The sequence below is a fragment of the Streptococcus sp. SM5 genome, assembly GCF_027497975.1.
The window spans coordinates 220,125-237,199 of sequence record NZ_JAJNSC010000001.1 but is presented as its reverse complement, the minus strand read 5'-3'; the positions used below and the strand labels follow the sequence as shown (position 1 = coordinate 237,199).

General features: G+C 40.6%; 17 protein-coding genes and 2 pseudogenes. 18 read left to right on the top strand and 1 reads right to left on the bottom strand.

Going from position 1 to position 17,075, the window contains the following annotated elements; genetic code table 11:
- The first annotated feature begins 37 nt into the window (after positions 1 to 37).
- From PAN07_RS01105 to ciaH, 10 genes and pseudogenes are all read left to right on the top strand, one after another.
- Positions 38 to 358, top strand: a complete 321-nt coding sequence (locus tag PAN07_RS01105) for a PadR family transcriptional regulator (protein ID WP_000665422.1) — start codon at positions 38 to 40, stop codon at positions 356 to 358.
- A 3-nt stretch (positions 359 to 361) separates the two neighbouring features.
- Complete coding sequence (locus tag PAN07_RS01100) at positions 362 to 1,177, top strand: hypothetical protein (RefSeq protein WP_084863260.1); 816 nt, start codon at positions 362 to 364, stop codon at positions 1,175 to 1,177.
- A 69-nt stretch (positions 1,178 to 1,246) separates the two neighbouring features.
- Positions 1,247 to 1,483, top strand: a complete 237-nt coding sequence (locus tag PAN07_RS01095; protein ID WP_000141913.1) for a DUF2829 domain-containing protein — start codon at positions 1,247 to 1,249, stop codon at positions 1,481 to 1,483.
- On the top strand, positions 1,476 to 2,174 hold the full coding sequence (locus PAN07_RS01090) for a 3-oxoacyl-ACP reductase (RefSeq protein ID WP_084863261.1): 699 nt from the start codon (positions 1,476 to 1,478) through the stop codon (positions 2,172 to 2,174). The genes PAN07_RS01095 and PAN07_RS01090 overlap by 8 nt, the downstream gene beginning before the upstream one ends.
- A 7-nt stretch (positions 2,175 to 2,181) precedes the next feature.
- Positions 2,182 to 2,325: pseudogene (locus tag PAN07_RS01085) on the top strand (NUDIX hydrolase); the annotation flags it as partial.
- Positions 2,303 to 3,151 (top strand): putative PEP-binding protein, encoded by an 849-nt coding sequence (locus tag PAN07_RS01080; protein WP_142358836.1) that lies wholly within the window; start codon positions 2,303 to 2,305, stop codon positions 3,149 to 3,151. The pseudogene PAN07_RS01085 and the gene PAN07_RS01080, both read left to right, overlap by 23 nt.
- On the top strand, positions 3,148 to 3,588 hold the full coding sequence (locus PAN07_RS01075) for an ASCH domain-containing protein (RefSeq protein ID WP_084863263.1): 441 nt from the start codon (positions 3,148 to 3,150) through the stop codon (positions 3,586 to 3,588). Before PAN07_RS01080 ends, PAN07_RS01075 begins: the two co-directional genes overlap by 4 nt.
- Positions 3,589 to 3,708: 120 nt before the next feature.
- Positions 3,709 to 6,255 carry a M1 family metallopeptidase gene (locus PAN07_RS01070; RefSeq protein WP_084863264.1) on the top strand — a complete coding sequence of 849 codons (2,547 nt, stop codon included), beginning with the start codon at positions 3,709 to 3,711 and terminating at the stop codon, positions 6,253 to 6,255.
- A 213-nt stretch (positions 6,256 to 6,468) separates the two neighbouring features.
- Entirely contained in the window at positions 6,469 to 7,143 is a 675-nt protein-coding gene (gene ciaR / locus PAN07_RS01065; RefSeq protein ID WP_000590639.1) for a two-component system response regulator CiaR, read from the top strand.
- Positions 7,133 to 8,467 carry a two-component system sensor histidine kinase CiaH gene (gene ciaH, locus PAN07_RS01060; protein ID WP_269796726.1) on the top strand — a complete coding sequence of 445 codons (1,335 nt, stop codon included), beginning with the start codon at positions 7,133 to 7,135 and terminating at the stop codon, positions 8,465 to 8,467. The genes ciaR and ciaH overlap by 11 nt, the downstream gene beginning before the upstream one ends.
- A 33-nt stretch (positions 8,468 to 8,500) precedes the next feature.
- Here ciaH and PAN07_RS01055 read toward each other — a convergent pair whose 3' ends face one another.
- Entirely contained in the window at positions 8,501 to 8,788 is a 288-nt protein-coding gene (locus PAN07_RS01055; protein ID WP_269796725.1) for a DUF3270 domain-containing protein, read from the bottom strand.
- 358 nt (positions 8,789 to 9,146) lie between these two features.
- On the opposite strand from PAN07_RS01055, the gene PAN07_RS01050 reads away from it, so the two are divergent.
- From PAN07_RS01050 to PAN07_RS01015, 8 genes and pseudogenes are all read left to right on the top strand, one after another.
- Entirely contained in the window at positions 9,147 to 10,202 is a 1,056-nt protein-coding gene (locus tag PAN07_RS01050; protein ID WP_269796724.1) for an ABC transporter permease, read from the top strand.
- Between the two features lie 13 nt (positions 10,203 to 10,215).
- Positions 10,216 to 10,896, top strand: a complete 681-nt coding sequence (locus PAN07_RS01045; RefSeq protein ID WP_084863272.1) for an ABC transporter ATP-binding protein — start codon at positions 10,216 to 10,218, stop codon at positions 10,894 to 10,896.
- 125 nt (positions 10,897 to 11,021) lie between these two features.
- A complete protein-coding gene (locus PAN07_RS01040) occupies positions 11,022 to 11,951 on the top strand; it encodes a peptidase U32 family protein (RefSeq protein ID WP_084863274.1) in 930 nt (309 codons plus the stop codon).
- Between the two features lie 105 nt (positions 11,952 to 12,056).
- On the top strand, positions 12,057 to 12,740 hold the full coding sequence (rpiA, locus tag PAN07_RS01035) for a ribose-5-phosphate isomerase RpiA (protein WP_084863276.1): 684 nt from the start codon (positions 12,057 to 12,059) through the stop codon (positions 12,738 to 12,740).
- A 23-nt stretch (positions 12,741 to 12,763) separates the two neighbouring features.
- A complete protein-coding gene (locus PAN07_RS01030; RefSeq protein ID WP_265465432.1) occupies positions 12,764 to 13,975 on the top strand; it encodes a phosphopentomutase in 1,212 nt (403 codons plus the stop codon).
- 1 nt (position 13,976) lies between these two features.
- A pseudogene (locus PAN07_RS01025) lies at positions 13,977 to 14,538 on the top strand (DUF1697 domain-containing protein).
- A complete protein-coding gene (locus PAN07_RS01020) occupies positions 14,535 to 15,344 on the top strand; it encodes a purine-nucleoside phosphorylase (protein ID WP_084863282.1) in 810 nt (269 codons plus the stop codon). Before PAN07_RS01025 ends, PAN07_RS01020 begins: the two are co-directional and overlap by 4 nt.
- A gap of 2 nt (positions 15,345 to 15,346) precedes the next feature.
- A complete protein-coding gene (locus PAN07_RS01015) occupies positions 15,347 to 16,630 on the top strand; it encodes a chloride channel protein (protein WP_084863284.1) in 1,284 nt (427 codons plus the stop codon).
- Positions 16,631 to 17,075 lie beyond the last annotated feature (445 nt).

Below are 17,075 nucleotides of genomic sequence, written 5' to 3'. Positions count from 1 at the left end.
TAGTAGGTATTACAAAATAGGTGAGAAGGGAGAAGGGATGAAAGAAACTCAACTATTAAAAGGTGTTCTTGAAGGTTGTGTCTTGGATATGATTGGTCAAAAAGAGCGATATGGTTATGAGTTAGTTCAGACTTTGCGAGAGGCTGGATTTGATACTATCGTTCCAGGAACTATTTATCCTTTGTTGCAAAAGTTAGAAAAAAATCAATGGATAAGAGGCGACATGCGTCCGTCGCCAGATGGTCCAGATCGGAAGTATTTTTCGTTGACGAAAGAAGGAGAAGAGCGTGTATCGGTCTTTTGGCAACAATGGGATGATTTGAGTCAAAAAGTAGAAGGGATTAAGAATGGGGGTTAAACCATGAAGAAAATGAAGTATTATGAAGAAACAAACGCTTTGTTGCATGAGTTTTCTGAGGACAATCAGCAGTATTTTGAGGAGCTGTGGGAAAGTTTTAATCTTGCTGGATTTCTCTATGATGAAGCCTATCTCAGAGAGCAGATCTATTTTATGATGCTAGATTTCTCAGAAGCAGAACGAGATGGCATGAGTGCAGAGGAGTATCTAGGTAAGAATCCTAAAAAATTAATGAGAGAGATGCTCAAGGAAGCACCTCGCAGTTCTATCAAAGAGTCCCTTTTGACGCCAATTCTTGTCTTAGCGGTATTACGTTATTATCAACTACTAAGCGATTTTTCGAAAGGCCCTCTCTTAACAGTTAATTTGCTCACGTTTTTAGGGCAATTTCTTCTTTTTCTGATTGGATTTGGACTTGTGGCCACAATCTTACGTTGGGGGCTAGTCCAAGATTCTCCTAAGAAGAAAATTGGCACTTATATTGTTGTTGGAATTCTTGTTTTGCTAGTTGTTCTGGGATATGTAGCAATGGCAAGCTTCATACAAGAAGGAGCCTTTTATCTTCCTGCTCCCTGGGATAGTTTATCTGTCTTTACAATTTCGCTGGTCATCAGTATTTGGAATTGGAAAGAAGAGTTTTTTCGTCCCTTTAACAGTATGATTGTTGCCCACCTTATTGTAGGTTCTCTGCTCCGTTACTATGAGTGGATGGGGATTTCAAATGTTTTTCTTACAAAAGTTGTTCCTTTAGCTGTCCTCTTTATTGGAGTCTTTCTCTTTTTCCGTGGGTTTAAGAAGATAGTATGGAGTGAAATATAGTCAAAAAACCGTTGTAAAGCGGTTTTTTGTTATAATTAAATGAAGAATGTAGAATTAAAGGAGAATAACATGACATTTGAAGAAATCCTGCCTGGCTTAAAGGCTAAGAAAAAATATGTACGTACTGGTTGGGGAGGGGCGGAAAACTATGTCCAACTTTTTGACACCATTGAACAAAACGGGGTTGCACTTGAAGTGACGCCCTATTTCCTAATCAACGTGTCTGGGGAGGGAGAAGGTTTTTCTATGTGGAGCCCAACACCTTGTGATGTTTTGGCAACAGATTGGGTAGAAGTGCATGACTAGACGTATACTCATTACAGGGGTGAGCTCAGGTATCGGATTAGCTCAAGCTTGCCTCTTTTTAGAGAATGGCTATCAAGTTTATGGAGTTGACCAAGGTGAAAATCCACTTTTACAGGGTGATTTCCACTTTTTACAGAGAGATTTGACCTTGGACTTGGAGCCTATTTTTGACTGGTGTCCTCAGGTTGATGTTTTGTGCAATACTGCTGGAGTTTTGGATGATTACAAACCACTTTTGGAACAAACGGCGCAGGAAATTCAAGAGATTTTTGAAATCAACTATATGACTCCTGTTGAGTTGACTCGGCATTATTTGAGACAAATGCTGGAGAATAAAGCGGGGGCCATCATTAATATGTGCTCCATAGCTTCTAGTCTAGCTGGCGGAGGTGGTCACGCCTATACCTCGTCTAAGCACGCCTTAGCTGGATTTACCAAGCAGTTGGCTCTAGACTATGCAGAATCTGGGATTCAGGTCTTTGGAATTGCTCCGGGAGCAGTAAAAACGGGTATGACCGCTGCGGACTTTGAACCAGGTGGCTTGGCTGACTGGGTGGCTAGTGAAACGCCCATCAAACGCTGGATTGCTCCAGAGGAAATAGCAGAAGTCAGTCTCTTTTTGGCCAGTGGAAAGGCATCTGCCATGCAAGGACAAATCCTGACTATTGATGGTGGCTGGTCTTTGAAGTAGGAATAGTTGGATGGATATTCAAAAAATCACAGAAGAAAATGGATCGCCATTAGTCTTGAAGGTTAAGTCTGAATTATTAGGATTTCCAGAACTGGACAAGACCTTGTATATGAATTGGAAGGTGAATGATGAAAAACCAACTGGCTCTTAGTGGCGAAAAAATTCTTGAAAAAATTTATCCTCAGTTATTGCACCACGTAGGTATGATTAGAGGCGAATACTTGTTGAGAGAGCTCAATCAAAACATCCTGTTACCAAGTTGTCAGCAATTTGTAAAAGATTATCTAGATACCATTTGCTCCTTGTACTCAGATGAAGAGGTTTGGTATCGTTTTTCAGAGTTAACAAATACAGAAGCTAATTGTTTAGAGGGGACTAAAGAGCATTTTGATGAAAATCATCCCTTATTTGGATATAGAGGAACTAGGCGTTTGCTGGCGTGTCTGGATGAATTTCAGGCTGAAGCACATGTCGTTACAGAAGTTTATCAAACCAATCCCAATCTGTCTGTTATATTTCCTTTTATCAATGATGCCGAGCAGTTAGAGCAAGCAATTAGAGTGTTGCGTCAGCAGGGTTTTACTGGGAAAATTGCCACGATGATTGAATTACCGTCAGCATATTTTGACTTGGACAGCATACTGGAAGCTGACATTTCAAAGATTGTAGTTGGAATGAATGATTTGACTTCTTTTGTTTTTGCGACTGTGAGAAACAGTCAATGGCATGATATGGAAAGTCCCATTATGTTAGATATGCTGAGACAGATGCAGGATAAAGTAAGGACGAAAAAGATTGACTTTGCTGTGGCAGGTTATTTGAATGCTTCCTTCATACAAAAAATGAATCTGATGGGGATCAAGTGTATTATCCACTATAGTTCTATTCCAGAGATTTTTGATTTAGAGATTGACCATCCAGACCACCTCAAACGTGTAAAAGAAGTGAGTAAAAAATTACAAAGGAGCAACCTATGACACCTCAAGAAATGTGGAATGCCTACAAGCAAATCAATCCCTCAATTGGAGATGAGATAGATGCCTGGGCTTTTGGAGTGGAAGCAGATCTCTTGGCAGATTTGGTAATAAGAGGCGAGAAGACAGCAACCGCCTCAGCCTATGACCTCTACGCACTAGAAGACGAACCTCTTCCACAAAAAGGGACCTTCGATGTCATTTTAGATAGTCAAAATCAGGCTGTCTGCATTGTCGAAATTACCAAGGTTTCCGTTCAGCCTTTCAATCAAGTTTCTGCAGACCATGCCTTTAAGGAAGGTGAAGGAGACAAATCTTTAGCCTATTGGCGTCAGGTTCATGAGGATTGTTTCGCCGAGTGGCTGAGAGAGGCAGGACTAACTTTTACACCTGACAGCAAGGTCGTTTTAGAAGAATTTCGAAAGGTCTATCCACTGTAGACTAAAGAAGGAAGAAAGTTTTGGAAATTACCGTCCAATCCTTTTTTCTTAGGCAAAACATGATATAATAAGTTTGTTTGAAGAAGAGCCCTAGCTCTTAAACTTAGATAGGAGAAAATTATGCAAGCAGTTGAACATTTTATTAAGCAATTTGTTCCTGAACACTATGATTTATTTTTAGACTTGAGTCGTGAGACCAAGACATTTTCTGGGAAGGTAACTATCACTGGTCAAGCACAGAGTGACCGTATTTCCCTTCACCAAAAAGACTTGGAAATCGCTTCTGTAGAAGTTGCAGGTCAGGCTCGTCCATTTACAGTAGATCATGACAATGAAGCCCTTCATATCGAATTGGCTGAGGCTGGTCAAGTTGAAGTGGTTCTTACTTTTTCTGGTAAAATTACAGACAACATGACAGGGATTTACCCTTCATACTACACAGTTGATGGAGTGAAGAAGGAAGTCTTGTCTACCCAGTTCGAGAGCCATTTTGCGCGTGAAGCCTTCCCATGTGTGGATGAGCCAGAAGCCAAAGCAACTTTTGACCTCTCTCTACGTTTTGACCAAGCAGAAGGTGAATTGGCCTTGTCAAATATGCCTGAGATTGATGTTGAAAACCGTAAAGAAACAGGTATTTGGAAGTTTGAGACAACACCTCGCATGTCATCTTACTTGTTAGCTTTTGCCGCTGGTGATTTGCAAGGTGTGACCGCTAAAACTAAAAACGGTACCCTCGTTGGTGTTTACTCAACCAAAGCCCACCCACTATCTAACCTTGATTTCTCACTAGATATTGCCGTTCGCTCAATCGAGTTTTACGAAGATTACTACGGAGTCAAGTATCCAATCCCTCAATCTCTCCACATCGCCCTTCCTGACTTCTCAGCTGGTGCGATGGAAAACTGGGGTCTCGTCACTTACCGTGAAGTTTACTTGGTTGTCGATGAAAACTCTACATTTGCCAGCCGCCAACAAGTTGCTCTTGTTGTGGCACATGAATTGGCTCACCAATGGTTTGGTAACCTCGTTACTATGAAATGGTGGGATGACCTTTGGCTCAATGAAAGCTTTGCTAATATGATGGAATATGTCTGTGTGGATGCCATCGAGCCAAGCTGGAACATCTTTGAAGATTTCCAAACAGGTGGTGTTCCGTCTGCATTGAAGCGTGATGCAACTGATGGTGTTCAATCTGTTCACGTTGAAGTCAAACACCCAGATGAAATCAATACCCTTTTTGATGGCGCTATCGTTTATGCTAAAGGAAGCCGCCTCATGCACATGCTTCGTCGTTGGCTAGGAGATGCTGATTTTGCTAAAGGTTTGCATGCCTACTTTGAAAAACATCAATACAGCAATACCATCGGCCGTGACCTTTGGGATGCCCTTGGTCAAGCATCAGGCCGTGATGTTGCAGCCTTCATGGATTCTTGGTTGGAGCAACCTGGTTACCCAGTTCTTACTGTCAAAGTTGAAAATGATATCTTGAAGATTTCACAAAAACAATTCTTTATCGGTGAGCACGAAGATAAGAATCGCCTCTGGGTTGTACCACTCAACAGCAACTGGAAAGGCTTGCCAGATACACTTGAAACTGAAAGTATCGAAATCCCTGGCTACGCAGCTCTTCTTGCTGAAAATGAAGGAGCTCTTCGTCTCAACACTGAAAATACAGCCCACTATATTACAGACTACCAAGGAGACTTACTAGATGCTGTTCTTGCTGACCTAGTTGAGCTTGATAACACAAGCAAACTGCAAATTGTCCAAGAACGTCGCTTGCTTGCTGAGGCAGGGCACATTTCTTATGCTGACTTGCTCCCAGTCCTTGATAAACTTGCTAAGGAAGAATCTTACCTTGTCGTTTCAGCTGTTTCTCAAGTGATTTCTGCCCTTGAGCGCTTTATCGATGAAGAAACAGAAGCTGAAACAGCCTTCAAAGCACTGGTTGCTAAATTGGCTCGTCACAACTATGACCGTCTTGGTTTCGAAGCTAAAGATGGAGAATCAGACGAGGATGAATTGGTTCGTCAGTTAGCCATTTCTATGATGATTCGCTCAAATGATGCAGAAGCTAGTCAAGTCGCTAGCCAAATCTTCACAGCACACAAGCAGAATCTTGCAGGACTTCCAGCAGCCATTCGTTCACAAGTTCTGATCAATGAGATGAAACATCATGAGACTAAAGACTTGTTAGCACTTTATCTTGATACTTATACGCACGCAACAGATGCTGTCTTTAAACGTCAGTTGGCAGCTGCTCTTGCCTACAGTAAAGCTGCGGACAATATCCAAACCTTGATTGCTTCTTGGAAGGACAAATTTGTGGTCAAACCACAAGACTTGTCTGCTTGGTACTTCCAGTTCTTAAACCATCAAGCAACTCAGGAAACAGCATGGTCTTGGGCTCGTGAAAACTGGGCTTGGATTAAGGCAGCTCTTGGAGGAGACATGAGCTTTGATAGCTTTGTTATCCTTCCTGCTCACGTATTTAAGACTCAGCAACGCTTGGCGGAATACAAGGAATTCTTTGAGCCACAACTTTCTGATCTTGCTCTTAGCCGTAATATCGGTATGGGAATCAAGGAAATTGCAGCGCGTGTTGACTTGATTAATCGTGAAAAAGCTGCAGTGGAAGCAGTTATTCTTCAATACGGAACTAAATAATCAAGACTAAATGACAATAAAACTCAGCTATCTCATGTAATACTCTTCGAAAATCAAATTCAAACCACGTCAGCGTCGCCTTACCGTACTCAAGTACAGCCTGCGGCTAGCTTCCTAGTTTGCTCTTTGATTTTCATTGAGTATAAAATGCAGAGAGTTGAGTTTTTTTTAAGGCAAATTTGGTATAATGGTCTTAATAAGGAGGAGTTTCTCATGATAAAAATCTTATTAGTTGAGGATGATCTAGGCCTGTCAAATTCAGTATTTGACTTTTTGGACGATTTTGCGGATGTTATGCAGGTGTTTGATGGAGAAGAAGGTCTCTACGAAGCTGAGAGTGGCGTCTATGACTTGATTTTGCTCGATTTGATGTTGCCAGAAAAAAATGGTTTCCAAGTCTTGAAAGAATTGCGTGAAAAGGGAATTACGACCCCAGTTCTGATTATGACTGCTAAGGAAAGCCTGGATGACAAGGGACATGGATTTGAATTAGGAGCAGATGATTATCTGACCAAACCTTTCTACCTAGAAGAACTCAAAATGCGGATTCAAGCCCTTCTCAAACGTTCAGGCAAGTTTAATGAAAACACCTTGACTTATGGAAATATTGTGGTTAATTTGTCAACCAACACCGTTAAGGTCGAAGATACTCCTGTCGAATTGCTGGGGAAAGAGTTCGATTTACTGGTTTATTTCCTTCAAAATCAAAATGTGATTTTGCCTAAGACTCAGATTTTTGATCGTCTATGGGGATTTGATAGTGATACAACGATTTCGGTTGTCGAAGTTTATGTTTCAAAAGTCCGTAAGAAATTAAAAGGAACCACTTTTGCGGAGAATTTGCAAACCTTGCGTAGTGTTGGGTATATTTTAAAAGATGTTCAGTAAACTAAAAAAAACATGGTATGCGGATGACTTTAGTTACTTTATCCGCAACTTCGGTGTCTTCACCCTGATTTTCTCTACCATGACTCTGATTATTTTGCAGGTCATGCATTCGAGCCTTTATACTTCGGTAGATGATACGCTTCATGGCTTGAGTAAGAATCCTCAGGCGGTTATTCAGCTTGCGGTAAATAGGGCAACAGAAGAGATTAAAGATTTAGAGAATGCCGCTACAGATACTAGTAAGACTGAGATAAAACCCAATGTCAGTTCCAACACGGAGGTTATCCTTTTTGATAAGAATTTTACCCAACTCCTTTCTGGAAATCGATTTTTGGGATTGGATAAGATTAAGTTAGAGAAGAAAGAACTAGGTCATATCTATCAGATTCAGGTTTTTAATAGCTATGGACAAGAAGAAATCTATCGCATGATTTTGATGGAAACGAATATCAGTTCAGTTTCAACCAATATCAAGTATGCGGCTGTCTTGATTAATACCAGTCAGTTGGAGCAAGCAAGTCAAAAGCATGAGCAATTGATTGTGATTGTGATGGCAAGTTTCTGGATTCTGTCTTTGCTTGCCAGTCTCTATCTGGCTAGGGTCAGTGTTCGTCCTCTTCTTGAGAGCATGCAGAAGCAGCAGTCCTTTGTGGAAAATGCCAGTCATGAGTTACGAACTCCACTTGCAGTTTTGCAAAATCGCTTAGAGACCCTTTTTCGCAAGCCAGAGGCAACCATTATGGATGTGAGTGAAAGCATTGCATCGAGTTTGGAAGAAGTCCGAAATATGCGGTTTTTGACAACGAACTTGTTGAATTTAGCTCGTAGAGATGATGGGATTAAGCCGGAACTTGCAGAAGTTCCAACCAGTTTTTTCAATACGACTTTTACAAACTATGAGATGATTGCTTCTGAAAATGACCGTGTCTTCCGTTTTGAAAATCGCATCCATCGAACGATTGTCACAGATCAACTTTTACTAAAACAACTGATGACCATCCTATTTGATAATGCTATCAAATATACTGAGGAGGATGGTGAAATTGATTTTATGATTTCAGCGACTGATCGTAATCTTTATTTGCTAGTTTCCGACAATGGAGTCGGTATTTCAGCAGAAGATAAGAAGAAAATTTTTGACCGTTTTTATCGAGTGGACAAGGCTAGAACCCGTCAAAAAGGTGGTTTTGGTTTAGGATTATCCCTAGCCAAGCAAATTGTAGATGCCTTAAAAGGAACCATTGCTGTTAAAGATAATAAACCAAAGGGAACAATCTTTGAAGTGAAGATTGCCATCCACACACCATCTAAAAAGAAAAAATAAAAATATCGCTCCAGACGGGGCGATATTTTGGATTTATCTTCTACGTTTTCGTTTGATAATAGATCGTTGAATTTTTAAAACAAGTAAGCTGGATCCGATTGCTGCGGCAAATGCAAGAGCAGGCGATAATTTTAATGATAAAAAGATAAAACTAAAGATAGCAATACAGATGCAAAAAACAGCGATATTAACAAAAAATAGGATTTCCTTGAGATTGGCATCAGATTGCGCTTCAGGTGTATAATCTTGATAGCGAGGAACCTGCTGGCTTAATTCTTCTTGATAATCTACCTCATAGGATTGTAATTTTCTTACGGGCATTATTCTCTCCTTAACAGTACATACCTATTTTATCATTTTTTCAGCAGAGAATTATTACAGAAAGGTTACAAAAAGAATAAAGTCCCTTTTCAAAATCACTTTTCTTGACACCATAATGTGAAAATGATAGGATGGATGGACACCAAATACTTATTAATATTCATAATTGCTTATATTATCAAGGAAATAGAGCTACCAAATGATTCTTTTTTACGAAAATGTGTTTCCTTATTTTCTTGATTTTATTTAATTTGATTAGTGAGATTTGTTTTGAATACAGAGACAGATTTTCTGTCTCCTATTTTTATAGTAGTAGGGTGTCTAATCGATACCTCTTGAAAAGTTAAAGGAGATAAGCATGTATCTTGCTATCAAAGAAATATTACAAAACAAACTTCGATATAGTTTGATTTTAACTACCATTTTTCTTATCGCTTTCATGGTCTTTTTTATGACCAGCTTAGCTCTTGGTCTTGTGCGAAACAACCGAGCCGCTATTGATAATTGGCAAGCGACGGGTGTGGTTTTATCTGACTACGCAAATGATAATTTGACGGCATCTTTTATTCCTGAAAAGGATTATAAGGATAAGAGTTCTAAAGAGGCAGCTCCACTGGGTTATATGTTCGCTGTGACCAATCTAGTCGGTGATAGTGAAAAGGTCAATGTTTCCATCTTTGCTCAGGAGTGGGACTCTTTTATTTCACCTAGTTTGAAGGAGGGGCGTTATCCTGAAGGGGACGATGAGGTGGTTGTGGATCAGTCCTTTGAGAATTATGGAATCAAGCTAGGTGATGCCATTCAACTCAATGGAAGCGAAGTAAGTTACAAGATTGTAGGGCTGACTCAAGGAAATAAATTTTTTACTGAGCCTGTTGTCTTTTCGAGTTTGACAACTTATTGGACCTTACAAGGAACTTTAAAATCTAATAAATCGATCTCTGCCTTGGTATTGAAAAATGATATAGAATTGGCTGGCGATGGATTGAAACAGATTTCCATCCCAAAAATGATTTCGAAAATTCCTGGTTACACACCTCAAGTTAATGTATTTTCAGGGATGATTCTTGCTATGATTGTCATCACAGGCTTGATTGTGGGTATATTTGTTTATATCATTACCATACAAAAACTAGGACTTTATGGAATAATGCGGGCTCAGGGAATACAGATCAAAACCATTGTATGGTCTCTTTTCTGTCAAATCTTCTTCCTAGCTAGTATGGGGATTGCTTTAGCCTTGCTGGCTGTTGGAGGAGTGATTTTAGTCTTGCCAGCTACCTTCTTTTTCTACCCAAGTTGGTTAGCCTATTCTGTCCTAAGCTTGGTAATTTCCTTGATGGCCCTTCTAGGTGGTGTCATTTCACTTCCACGCTTGCTAAAGGTGGACCCGATTACTGCGATTGCAGAGTGATAAGGAGAATAGTATGACAGCATTGATAGAAATGAAGCAAGTGACAAAAACCTATGGGGAAGGAAAGATGAAAGTCGTTGCCCTGCATGAGACTAATTTTCAGCTAAATGCGGGAGAGTTCGTGGCGATCGTTGGGCCATCAGGTTCTGGAAAGACGACCTTTCTAACAACTTTAGGTCAACTTCAGGAAGCATCTAGTGGAAAGATTCTAGTAAAGGGGAAGGAAACAGGCAATTTGACGGAGAAGGAGAAAACAGACCTCCGTTTTAGAGAGTTTGGCTTCATTCTCCAGGCTTCAAACTTAATTCCTTTTCTAACGGTCAAGGAACAGCTGGATTTGATTGACAGACTAGATAAGAGAAAACATAGTAAAAGTGACCGGAAAGAACTTTTTAACTTGTTGGATTTGGAAAAAGTACAAGATCAGTATCCCAAGGCATTGTCAGGTGGAGAACGTCAACGAGCTGCGATTGCTAGAGCCCTCTATAACAATCCAAGCATTGTGCTTGCTGATGAGCCAACAGCTAGTCTGGATACCCAGCGTGCCTACCAAGTAACGGAGATGTTGGCTGGTATTGCACATGAACAAGGTAGAGGAGTTGTTATGATTACACATGATACACGACTTCTTGATAAGGTTGACCGTATTTATATCATGAATGATGGTCACCTAGTTGAAGAAACACATGCATAAAAAGAGAGTGAACGGTGTTGGTTACTGTTCATTTTTTAATTTCAAAATTTAAAAATAAGACTTACTTTTTGTAAAACTCCCAGTATTCATAGCTGATTTTCCAGAAATGTGGTATAATTTTTCTTATGGAAAAGATTATTATTACAGCAACTGCTGAAAGTATTGAACAAGTTAAACAACTGCTCGAAGCTGGCGTTGACCGTATCTATGTCGGTGAGAAAGATTTTGGTCTTCGTCTGCCAACAACCTTTAGTTATGACCAATTGCGTGAAATCGCTAAGCTGGTTCATGATGCTGGTAAGGAATTGATCGTTGCAGTCAATGCCCTCATGCACCAAGATATGATGGACCGTATCAAGCCTTTCTTAGACTTTTTGGAAGAAATCAAGACAGACTACATTACTATTGGAGACGCAGGCGTTTTTTACGTGGTCAACCGCGATGCCTATTCCTTTAAGACCATCTACGATGCTTCAACCATGGTAACAAGCAGTCGTCAGATTAACTTCTGGGGACAAAAGGCTGGCGCATCTGAGGCTGTTTTGGCACGTGAAATTCCATCAGCTGAACTTTTCAAAATGCCAGAGATTTTGGAAATTCCTGCTGAAGTTTTGGTTTACGGTGCAAGTGTTATTCATCATTCTAAACGTCCGCTCTTGCAAAACTACTATAACTTTACGCATATCGATGATGAAAAGACGCGTAAACGTGACCTCTTCTTGGCTGAACCAAGCGACCCAGAGAGCCACTACTCCATTTTTGAAGACAATCATGGGACCCATATCTTTGCCAATAACGACCTTGATTTGATGACCAAATTGACAGAATTGGTAGAGCATGGCTTTACTCACTGGAAATTAGAAGGTCTCTATACACCTGGTCAAAACTTTGTTGAGATTGCCAAACTCTTTATCCAAGCGCGAAGCTTGATCCAAGAGGGCAACTTTAGCCATGACCAAGCCTTCTTGCTGGATGAGGAAGTACGCAAGTTACACCCTAAAAACCGTTTCCTTGATACAGGATTTTATGACTACGATCCTGACATGGTTAAATAGGACATCAAAACCCGAAATAAAAATGTTCGGGTTTTTCCAGTGTATCCATGAAATAAAAAGGGATACATGTTATAATAAAAGTAGCTCTTTAATGGAGGTGTTTGAGTGGAAAATCTGAAGAAAATGGCTGGTATCAAGGCTGCTGAGTTTGTCAAGGATGGGATGGTTGTTGGACTGGGAACGGGTTCTACTGCCTATTATTTTGTCGAAGAAATCGGTCGTCGTATCAAGGAAGAAGGACTGCAAATTACAGCTGTAACGACTTCTAGTGTGACTAGTAAACAGGCTGAAGGTCTTAATATCCCACTCAAGTCTATTGACCAAGTAGATTTGGTTGATGTGACGGTTGACGGAGCGGATGAAGTAGATAGCCAGTTTAACGGAATTAAAGGTGGTGGTGGTGCCCTTCTGATGGAGAAGGTGGTCGCAACGCCCTCAAAAGAATACATTTGGGTGGTAGATGAAAGCAAACTAGTTGAGAAATTGGGTGCCTTTAAATTGCCAGTGGAAGTAGTCCAGTATGGTGCAGAACAGGTCTTCCGTCGTTTTGAGCGAGCTAGCTACAAACCAAGTTTCCGTGAAAAAGATGGCCAACGTTTTGTGACGGATATGCAGAACTTTATCATTGACCTTGCCTTGGATGTCATTGAAGATCCAATCGCCTTTGGGCAAGAATTGGACCATGTCGTTGGTGTCGTTGAGCACGGCTTATTCAACCAAATGGTGGATAAGGTAATCGTTGCTGGACGAGACGGGGTTCAGATTTTAACTTCAACAAAAGCAAACTAATCAACATAATAAGGAGATACACTATGTCAAAATTTAATCGTATTCACTTGGTGGTACTGGATTCTGTAGGAATCGGTGCTGCACCAGATGCCAATAACTTTGTCAATGCAGGGGTTCCAGATGGAGCTTCTGACACACTAGGACACATTTCAAAAACAGTTGGTTTGAATGTGCCAAACATGGCTAAAATCGGTCTAGGAAATATTCCTCGTGAAACTCCTCTGAAGACTGTTCCAGCTGAAAGCAATCCAACGGGTTATGCAACAAAATTGGAAGAAGTATCCCTTGGTAAGGATACTATGACTGGTCACTGGGAAATCATGGGACTCAATATTACCGAGCCTTTCGATACTTTCTGGAACGGATTCCCAGAAGAAATCTTGACAAAAATTGAAGAATTTTCAGGACGTAAGGTTATTCGTGAAGCTAATAAACCTTACTCAGGAACAGCTGTTATCGATGATTTTGGACCACGTCAAATGGAAACTGGGGAGTTGATTATCTATACTTCAGCTGACCCTGTTTTGCAAATTGCTGCCCACGAAGACATCATTCCTCTGGATGAATTGTACCGTATCTGTGAGTACGCTCGTTCGATTACCCTTGAGCGTCCTGCCCTTCTTGGTCGCATCATTGCCCGTCCATATGTTGGTGAGCCAGGTAACTTCACTCGTACAGCAAACCGTCGTGACTTGGCAGTATCTCCATTTGCACCGACTGTTTTGGATAAATTGAATGAGGCTGGTATCGATACTTACGCTGTTGGTAAAATCAACGATATCTTTAACGGTGCTGGTATCAACCACGACATGGGCCATAACAAGTCAAATAGCCACGGAATTGATACACTGTTGAAGACTATGGGCCTTGCTGAGTTTGAAAAAGGATTCTCATTCACAAACTTGGTGGACTTTGATGCCCTATACGGCCACCGTCGTAATGCTCATGGCTACCGTGATTGCTTGCATGAGTTTGATGAACGCTTACCTGAAATTATCGCAGCCATGAGAGAGAATGATCTTCTTTTGATTACTGCTGACCATGGAAATGACCCAACCTATGCAGGAACAGACCACACTCGTGAATTTATTCCACTTTTGGCTTACAGCCCTGCCTTTAAAGGCAATGGTGTTATTCCAGTAGGACATTTTGCAGATATCTCAGCGACTATTGCCGATAACTTTGGTGTTGAAACTGCCATGATTGGGGAAAGTTTCTTAGATAAATTGGTATAAGATGACGCGTTATGCTTTACTGGTTAGAGGCATCAATGTTGGTGGCAAGAATAAGGTCGTCATGGCAGTGCTTCGGCAAGAATTGACAGAGTTTGGGCTTGAAAATGTTGAGACCTACATCAACAGTGGCAATATTTTCTTTAATTCGACAGATGCCAAAGCCCAATTGGTTGAAAAGTTAGAGGCTTTCTTTGCAGTCCATTATCCATTTATTCAGAGCTTTTCTATACTGAGTCATGAAGATTATGAAGAAGAGCTGAAGAATCTGCCAGATTGGTGGACCAAAGACCTAGCTCGAAAAGATGTCCTCTTTTACACAGAGGGCTTGGATGTGGATCAAGTCATCGAGAAAGTGAACAGTTTGGAACTAGAAGATGAAGTCGTTCATTTTGGAAAACTTGGTATTTTCTGGGGGAAATTTTCTGAAGAATCCTACTATGCAACTGCCTATCACAAATACTTACTCAAGATGCCTTTCTACCGCCAAATCACCATTCGCAATGCTAAAACTTTTGACAAAATCGGTCAAATGCTAAAAAATTAATAAAGGAGACACACAATGACATTTTTAGATAAAATCAATGAAACAGCTGCCTTCCTGAAAGACAAGGGAATCCAAGCACCTGAGTTTGGTTTAATCCTTGGATCAGGACTTGGAGAACTGGCAGAAGAAATCGAAAATCCAGTTGTTGTAGACTATGCTGATATTCCAAACTGGGGCCGCTCTACAGTAGTCGGTCACGCTGGTAAATTGGTATATGGGGAACTGGCAGGTCGCAAGGTCTTAGCTCTTCAAGGGCGTTTCCATTTCTACGAAGGAAATCCTCTGGAAGTTGTGACTTTCCCAGTACGTGTGATGAAAGTTCTTGGATGCGAAGGTGTCATTGTAACCAATGCAGCTGGAGGTATTGGATTTGGGCCTGGTACCTTGATGGCTATCTCAGACCATATCAATATGACGGGGCAAAACCCATTGATGGGTGAAAACTTGGATGATTTTGGTCCACGTTTCCCAGATATGTCTAAAGCCTACACTCCAGAATATCGTGCTACTGCCCATGAAGTGGCTAAGAAACTTGGTATCAAGCTTGATGAAGGTGTCTATATTGGAGTAACAGGTCCGACTTATGAAACCCCAGCAGAAATTCGTGCCTATAAGACATTGGGAGCAGATGCAGTTGGTATGTCTACTGTTTCTGAAGTTATTGTTGCAGCCCACTCTGGCATGAAAGTTCTAGGAATTTCATGTATCACTAACCATGCTGCAGGTTTCCAAGAAGAACTCAACCACGAAGAAGTTGTAGAAGAGACTGAACGTGTTAAAGGCGACTTCAAAGGCTTGCTTAAAGCGATTCTTGCTGAATTGTAATCATGTTAATAGAATTGAGGAGTATTTTTCGAAAAATTCCTTATAATTTTAGATTATTCATAGCAGTAATTCTGCAAGGAATAGTTTCGGGTTTATCTGGTATATTTCTCCATTATCTTTTAGAGATGATGGAGAAGCTAGCTTTTGGTCAGTCAGAGCACCATAGTGGATTTTTGACAGATGGAGTTTCCTCCTCACGGATAGGACTAAGTTTAATAATCGTGGGTCTTAGCTCGTCCTTAGTCTGGTACTTCTTGCAAAAAGGGTCGAAGATTTTTTCCATCAAAGCTCAGATGAAGGATGAGACTTCACAATACAAGCTTCATTTTCTAAAACAGCTATTTCATTCAATTTGGCAGATCATTGCAGTTGGAGGGGGAGCCCCTATTGGCAAAGAAGCTGCACCACGAGAGATTGGAACTCTATCTGCAGGACCAATTGGAAAAATATGTATACTGTCTATGAAGGATTGTATCTTTCTCCTTGCTTGTGGTGCTGGTGCTGGTTTAGCGGCTGTTTATCAGGTTCCATTAACAAGTGTCTTCTTTGTTTTTGAAACCCTAGGCATCGCTCTATCTATTAAACGATTTGTCTTAGTCGGTTTGACAACCTATGTCTCAACCTATATAGCAGGCTTGGTTATTTCAGATCAGGCTCTCTACCAGATTCCAGCCATTGCATGGTCATTAAAGGAAACGTGGATTATTCCCTTATTACTTCTTTTCTTAACCCCACTAGCTTGGCTTTTTGGTCGCTTAAGTAAGGCAGCGTCTTCAAACAGAATAAAAGATAAACGAATACTTCTCACATTGCCCTCAGCTTTTCTTTTTCTTGCTGGATTGGCAAGTTATTTTCCACATCTATTTGGAAATGGACGTATGATGGCTCAGGAAATTTTAAATGGTAGCAGTGGTCAAACAGTGCTTCTCATGTTTTTCCTAAAAGCAGTGGTCGTTCTTATTATCCTTTGGGCAGGGGCCTATGGTGGTACTCTTACGCCATCTTTTGCCTTGGGGATGGCTGGAGCTGCTCTCTTGGGCATGATTCTAGGTGGGGATAGCCAGCCAAGCATTTTGCTTTTGGGATCGGTTTGCTTTTTGTCTGTGACCTTGAGGGCGCCCTTTTCTGCAACTGGATTAGTAATAGGTTTCACTGGGCTAGGTATAGTTTCTCTTCCGTATCTCTTAGTAACAGCTGTTTTAGCCTATGAATTTGCAAAAATGTTAGACCGCTTTCCTTGGGCTAGCATACTGAGTCAGAAGTCAAGGAATAAAGTAATTAGGTAGGAAATGCCTGTTTCCTCTAATCAAGGATTTATCTTAAAAGGTTAAAAACTATTGTCAGTTTATCAATAACTGTTTTAAATAAAAATGTAGTAGCCCTATTGGAATCCTGATTGAATACTATTTTTCCTAGCTATGAAATATAAAAATAAAAAAGAGAAAGGTAGAGCTTGTGTTCTGATTTGAACACGAGCGGAAAACTTTTCTAAAAACTTAGAAGAGAAGGGGGAGTTCGGATTTGAATAGAGGCCGCCCTAATCTTCTCAATATTATCAAAATTAAGAAAGAAAGGATGGGTAAACCGTATTTGCTGAACTGAATACGGGCGGAGAACTGTGTAAAAAAGATAAACTGTTTAGCATCTGCGATGCGTCATCAGTTTCCTATTTTTACTTTATTCTCTGTCGCTATCCTGAATATAAAAAAAGAAAGGTAGAGTGAGGTGTTC

What these genes read in the sequence shown, in the direction of transcription:
- PAN07_RS01045 (WP_084863272.1), top strand. Translation starts at nt 10,216, where the DNA reads ATGACAGCATTGATAGAAATGAAGCAAGTGACAAAAACCTATGGGGAA.
- PAN07_RS01100 (WP_084863260.1), top strand. Translation starts at nt 362, where the DNA reads ATGAAGAAAATGAAGTATTATGAAGAAACAAACGCTTTGTTGCATGAG.
- PAN07_RS01095 (WP_000141913.1), top strand. Translation starts at nt 1,247, where the DNA reads ATGACATTTGAAGAAATCCTGCCTGGCTTAAAGGCTAAGAAAAAATAT.
- PAN07_RS01055 (WP_269796725.1), bottom strand. Translation starts at nt 8,788, where the DNA reads ATGCCCGTAAGAAAATTACAATCCTATGAGGTAGATTATCAAGAAGAA.
- PAN07_RS01030 (WP_265465432.1), top strand. Translation starts at nt 12,764, where the DNA reads ATGTCAAAATTTAATCGTATTCACTTGGTGGTACTGGATTCTGTAGGA.
- PAN07_RS01015 (WP_084863284.1), top strand. Translation starts at nt 15,347, where the DNA reads ATGTTAATAGAATTGAGGAGTATTTTTCGAAAAATTCCTTATAATTTT.
- PAN07_RS01070 (WP_084863264.1), top strand. Translation starts at nt 3,709, where the DNA reads ATGCAAGCAGTTGAACATTTTATTAAGCAATTTGTTCCTGAACACTAT.
- PAN07_RS01080 (WP_142358836.1), top strand. Translation starts at nt 2,303, where the DNA reads ATGAAAAACCAACTGGCTCTTAGTGGCGAAAAAATTCTTGAAAAAATT.
- PAN07_RS01040 (WP_084863274.1), top strand. Translation starts at nt 11,022, where the DNA reads ATGGAAAAGATTATTATTACAGCAACTGCTGAAAGTATTGAACAAGTT.
- PAN07_RS01020 (WP_084863282.1), top strand. Translation starts at nt 14,535, where the DNA reads ATGACATTTTTAGATAAAATCAATGAAACAGCTGCCTTCCTGAAAGAC.
- ciaR (WP_000590639.1), top strand. Translation starts at nt 6,469, where the DNA reads ATGATAAAAATCTTATTAGTTGAGGATGATCTAGGCCTGTCAAATTCA.
- PAN07_RS01105 (WP_000665422.1), top strand. Translation starts at nt 38, where the DNA reads ATGAAAGAAACTCAACTATTAAAAGGTGTTCTTGAAGGTTGTGTCTTG.
- PAN07_RS01090 (WP_084863261.1), top strand. Translation starts at nt 1,476, where the DNA reads ATGACTAGACGTATACTCATTACAGGGGTGAGCTCAGGTATCGGATTA.
- ciaH (WP_269796726.1), top strand. Translation starts at nt 7,133, where the DNA reads ATGTTCAGTAAACTAAAAAAAACATGGTATGCGGATGACTTTAGTTAC.
- PAN07_RS01075 (WP_084863263.1), top strand. Translation starts at nt 3,148, where the DNA reads ATGACACCTCAAGAAATGTGGAATGCCTACAAGCAAATCAATCCCTCA.
- PAN07_RS01050 (WP_269796724.1), top strand. Translation starts at nt 9,147, where the DNA reads ATGTATCTTGCTATCAAAGAAATATTACAAAACAAACTTCGATATAGT.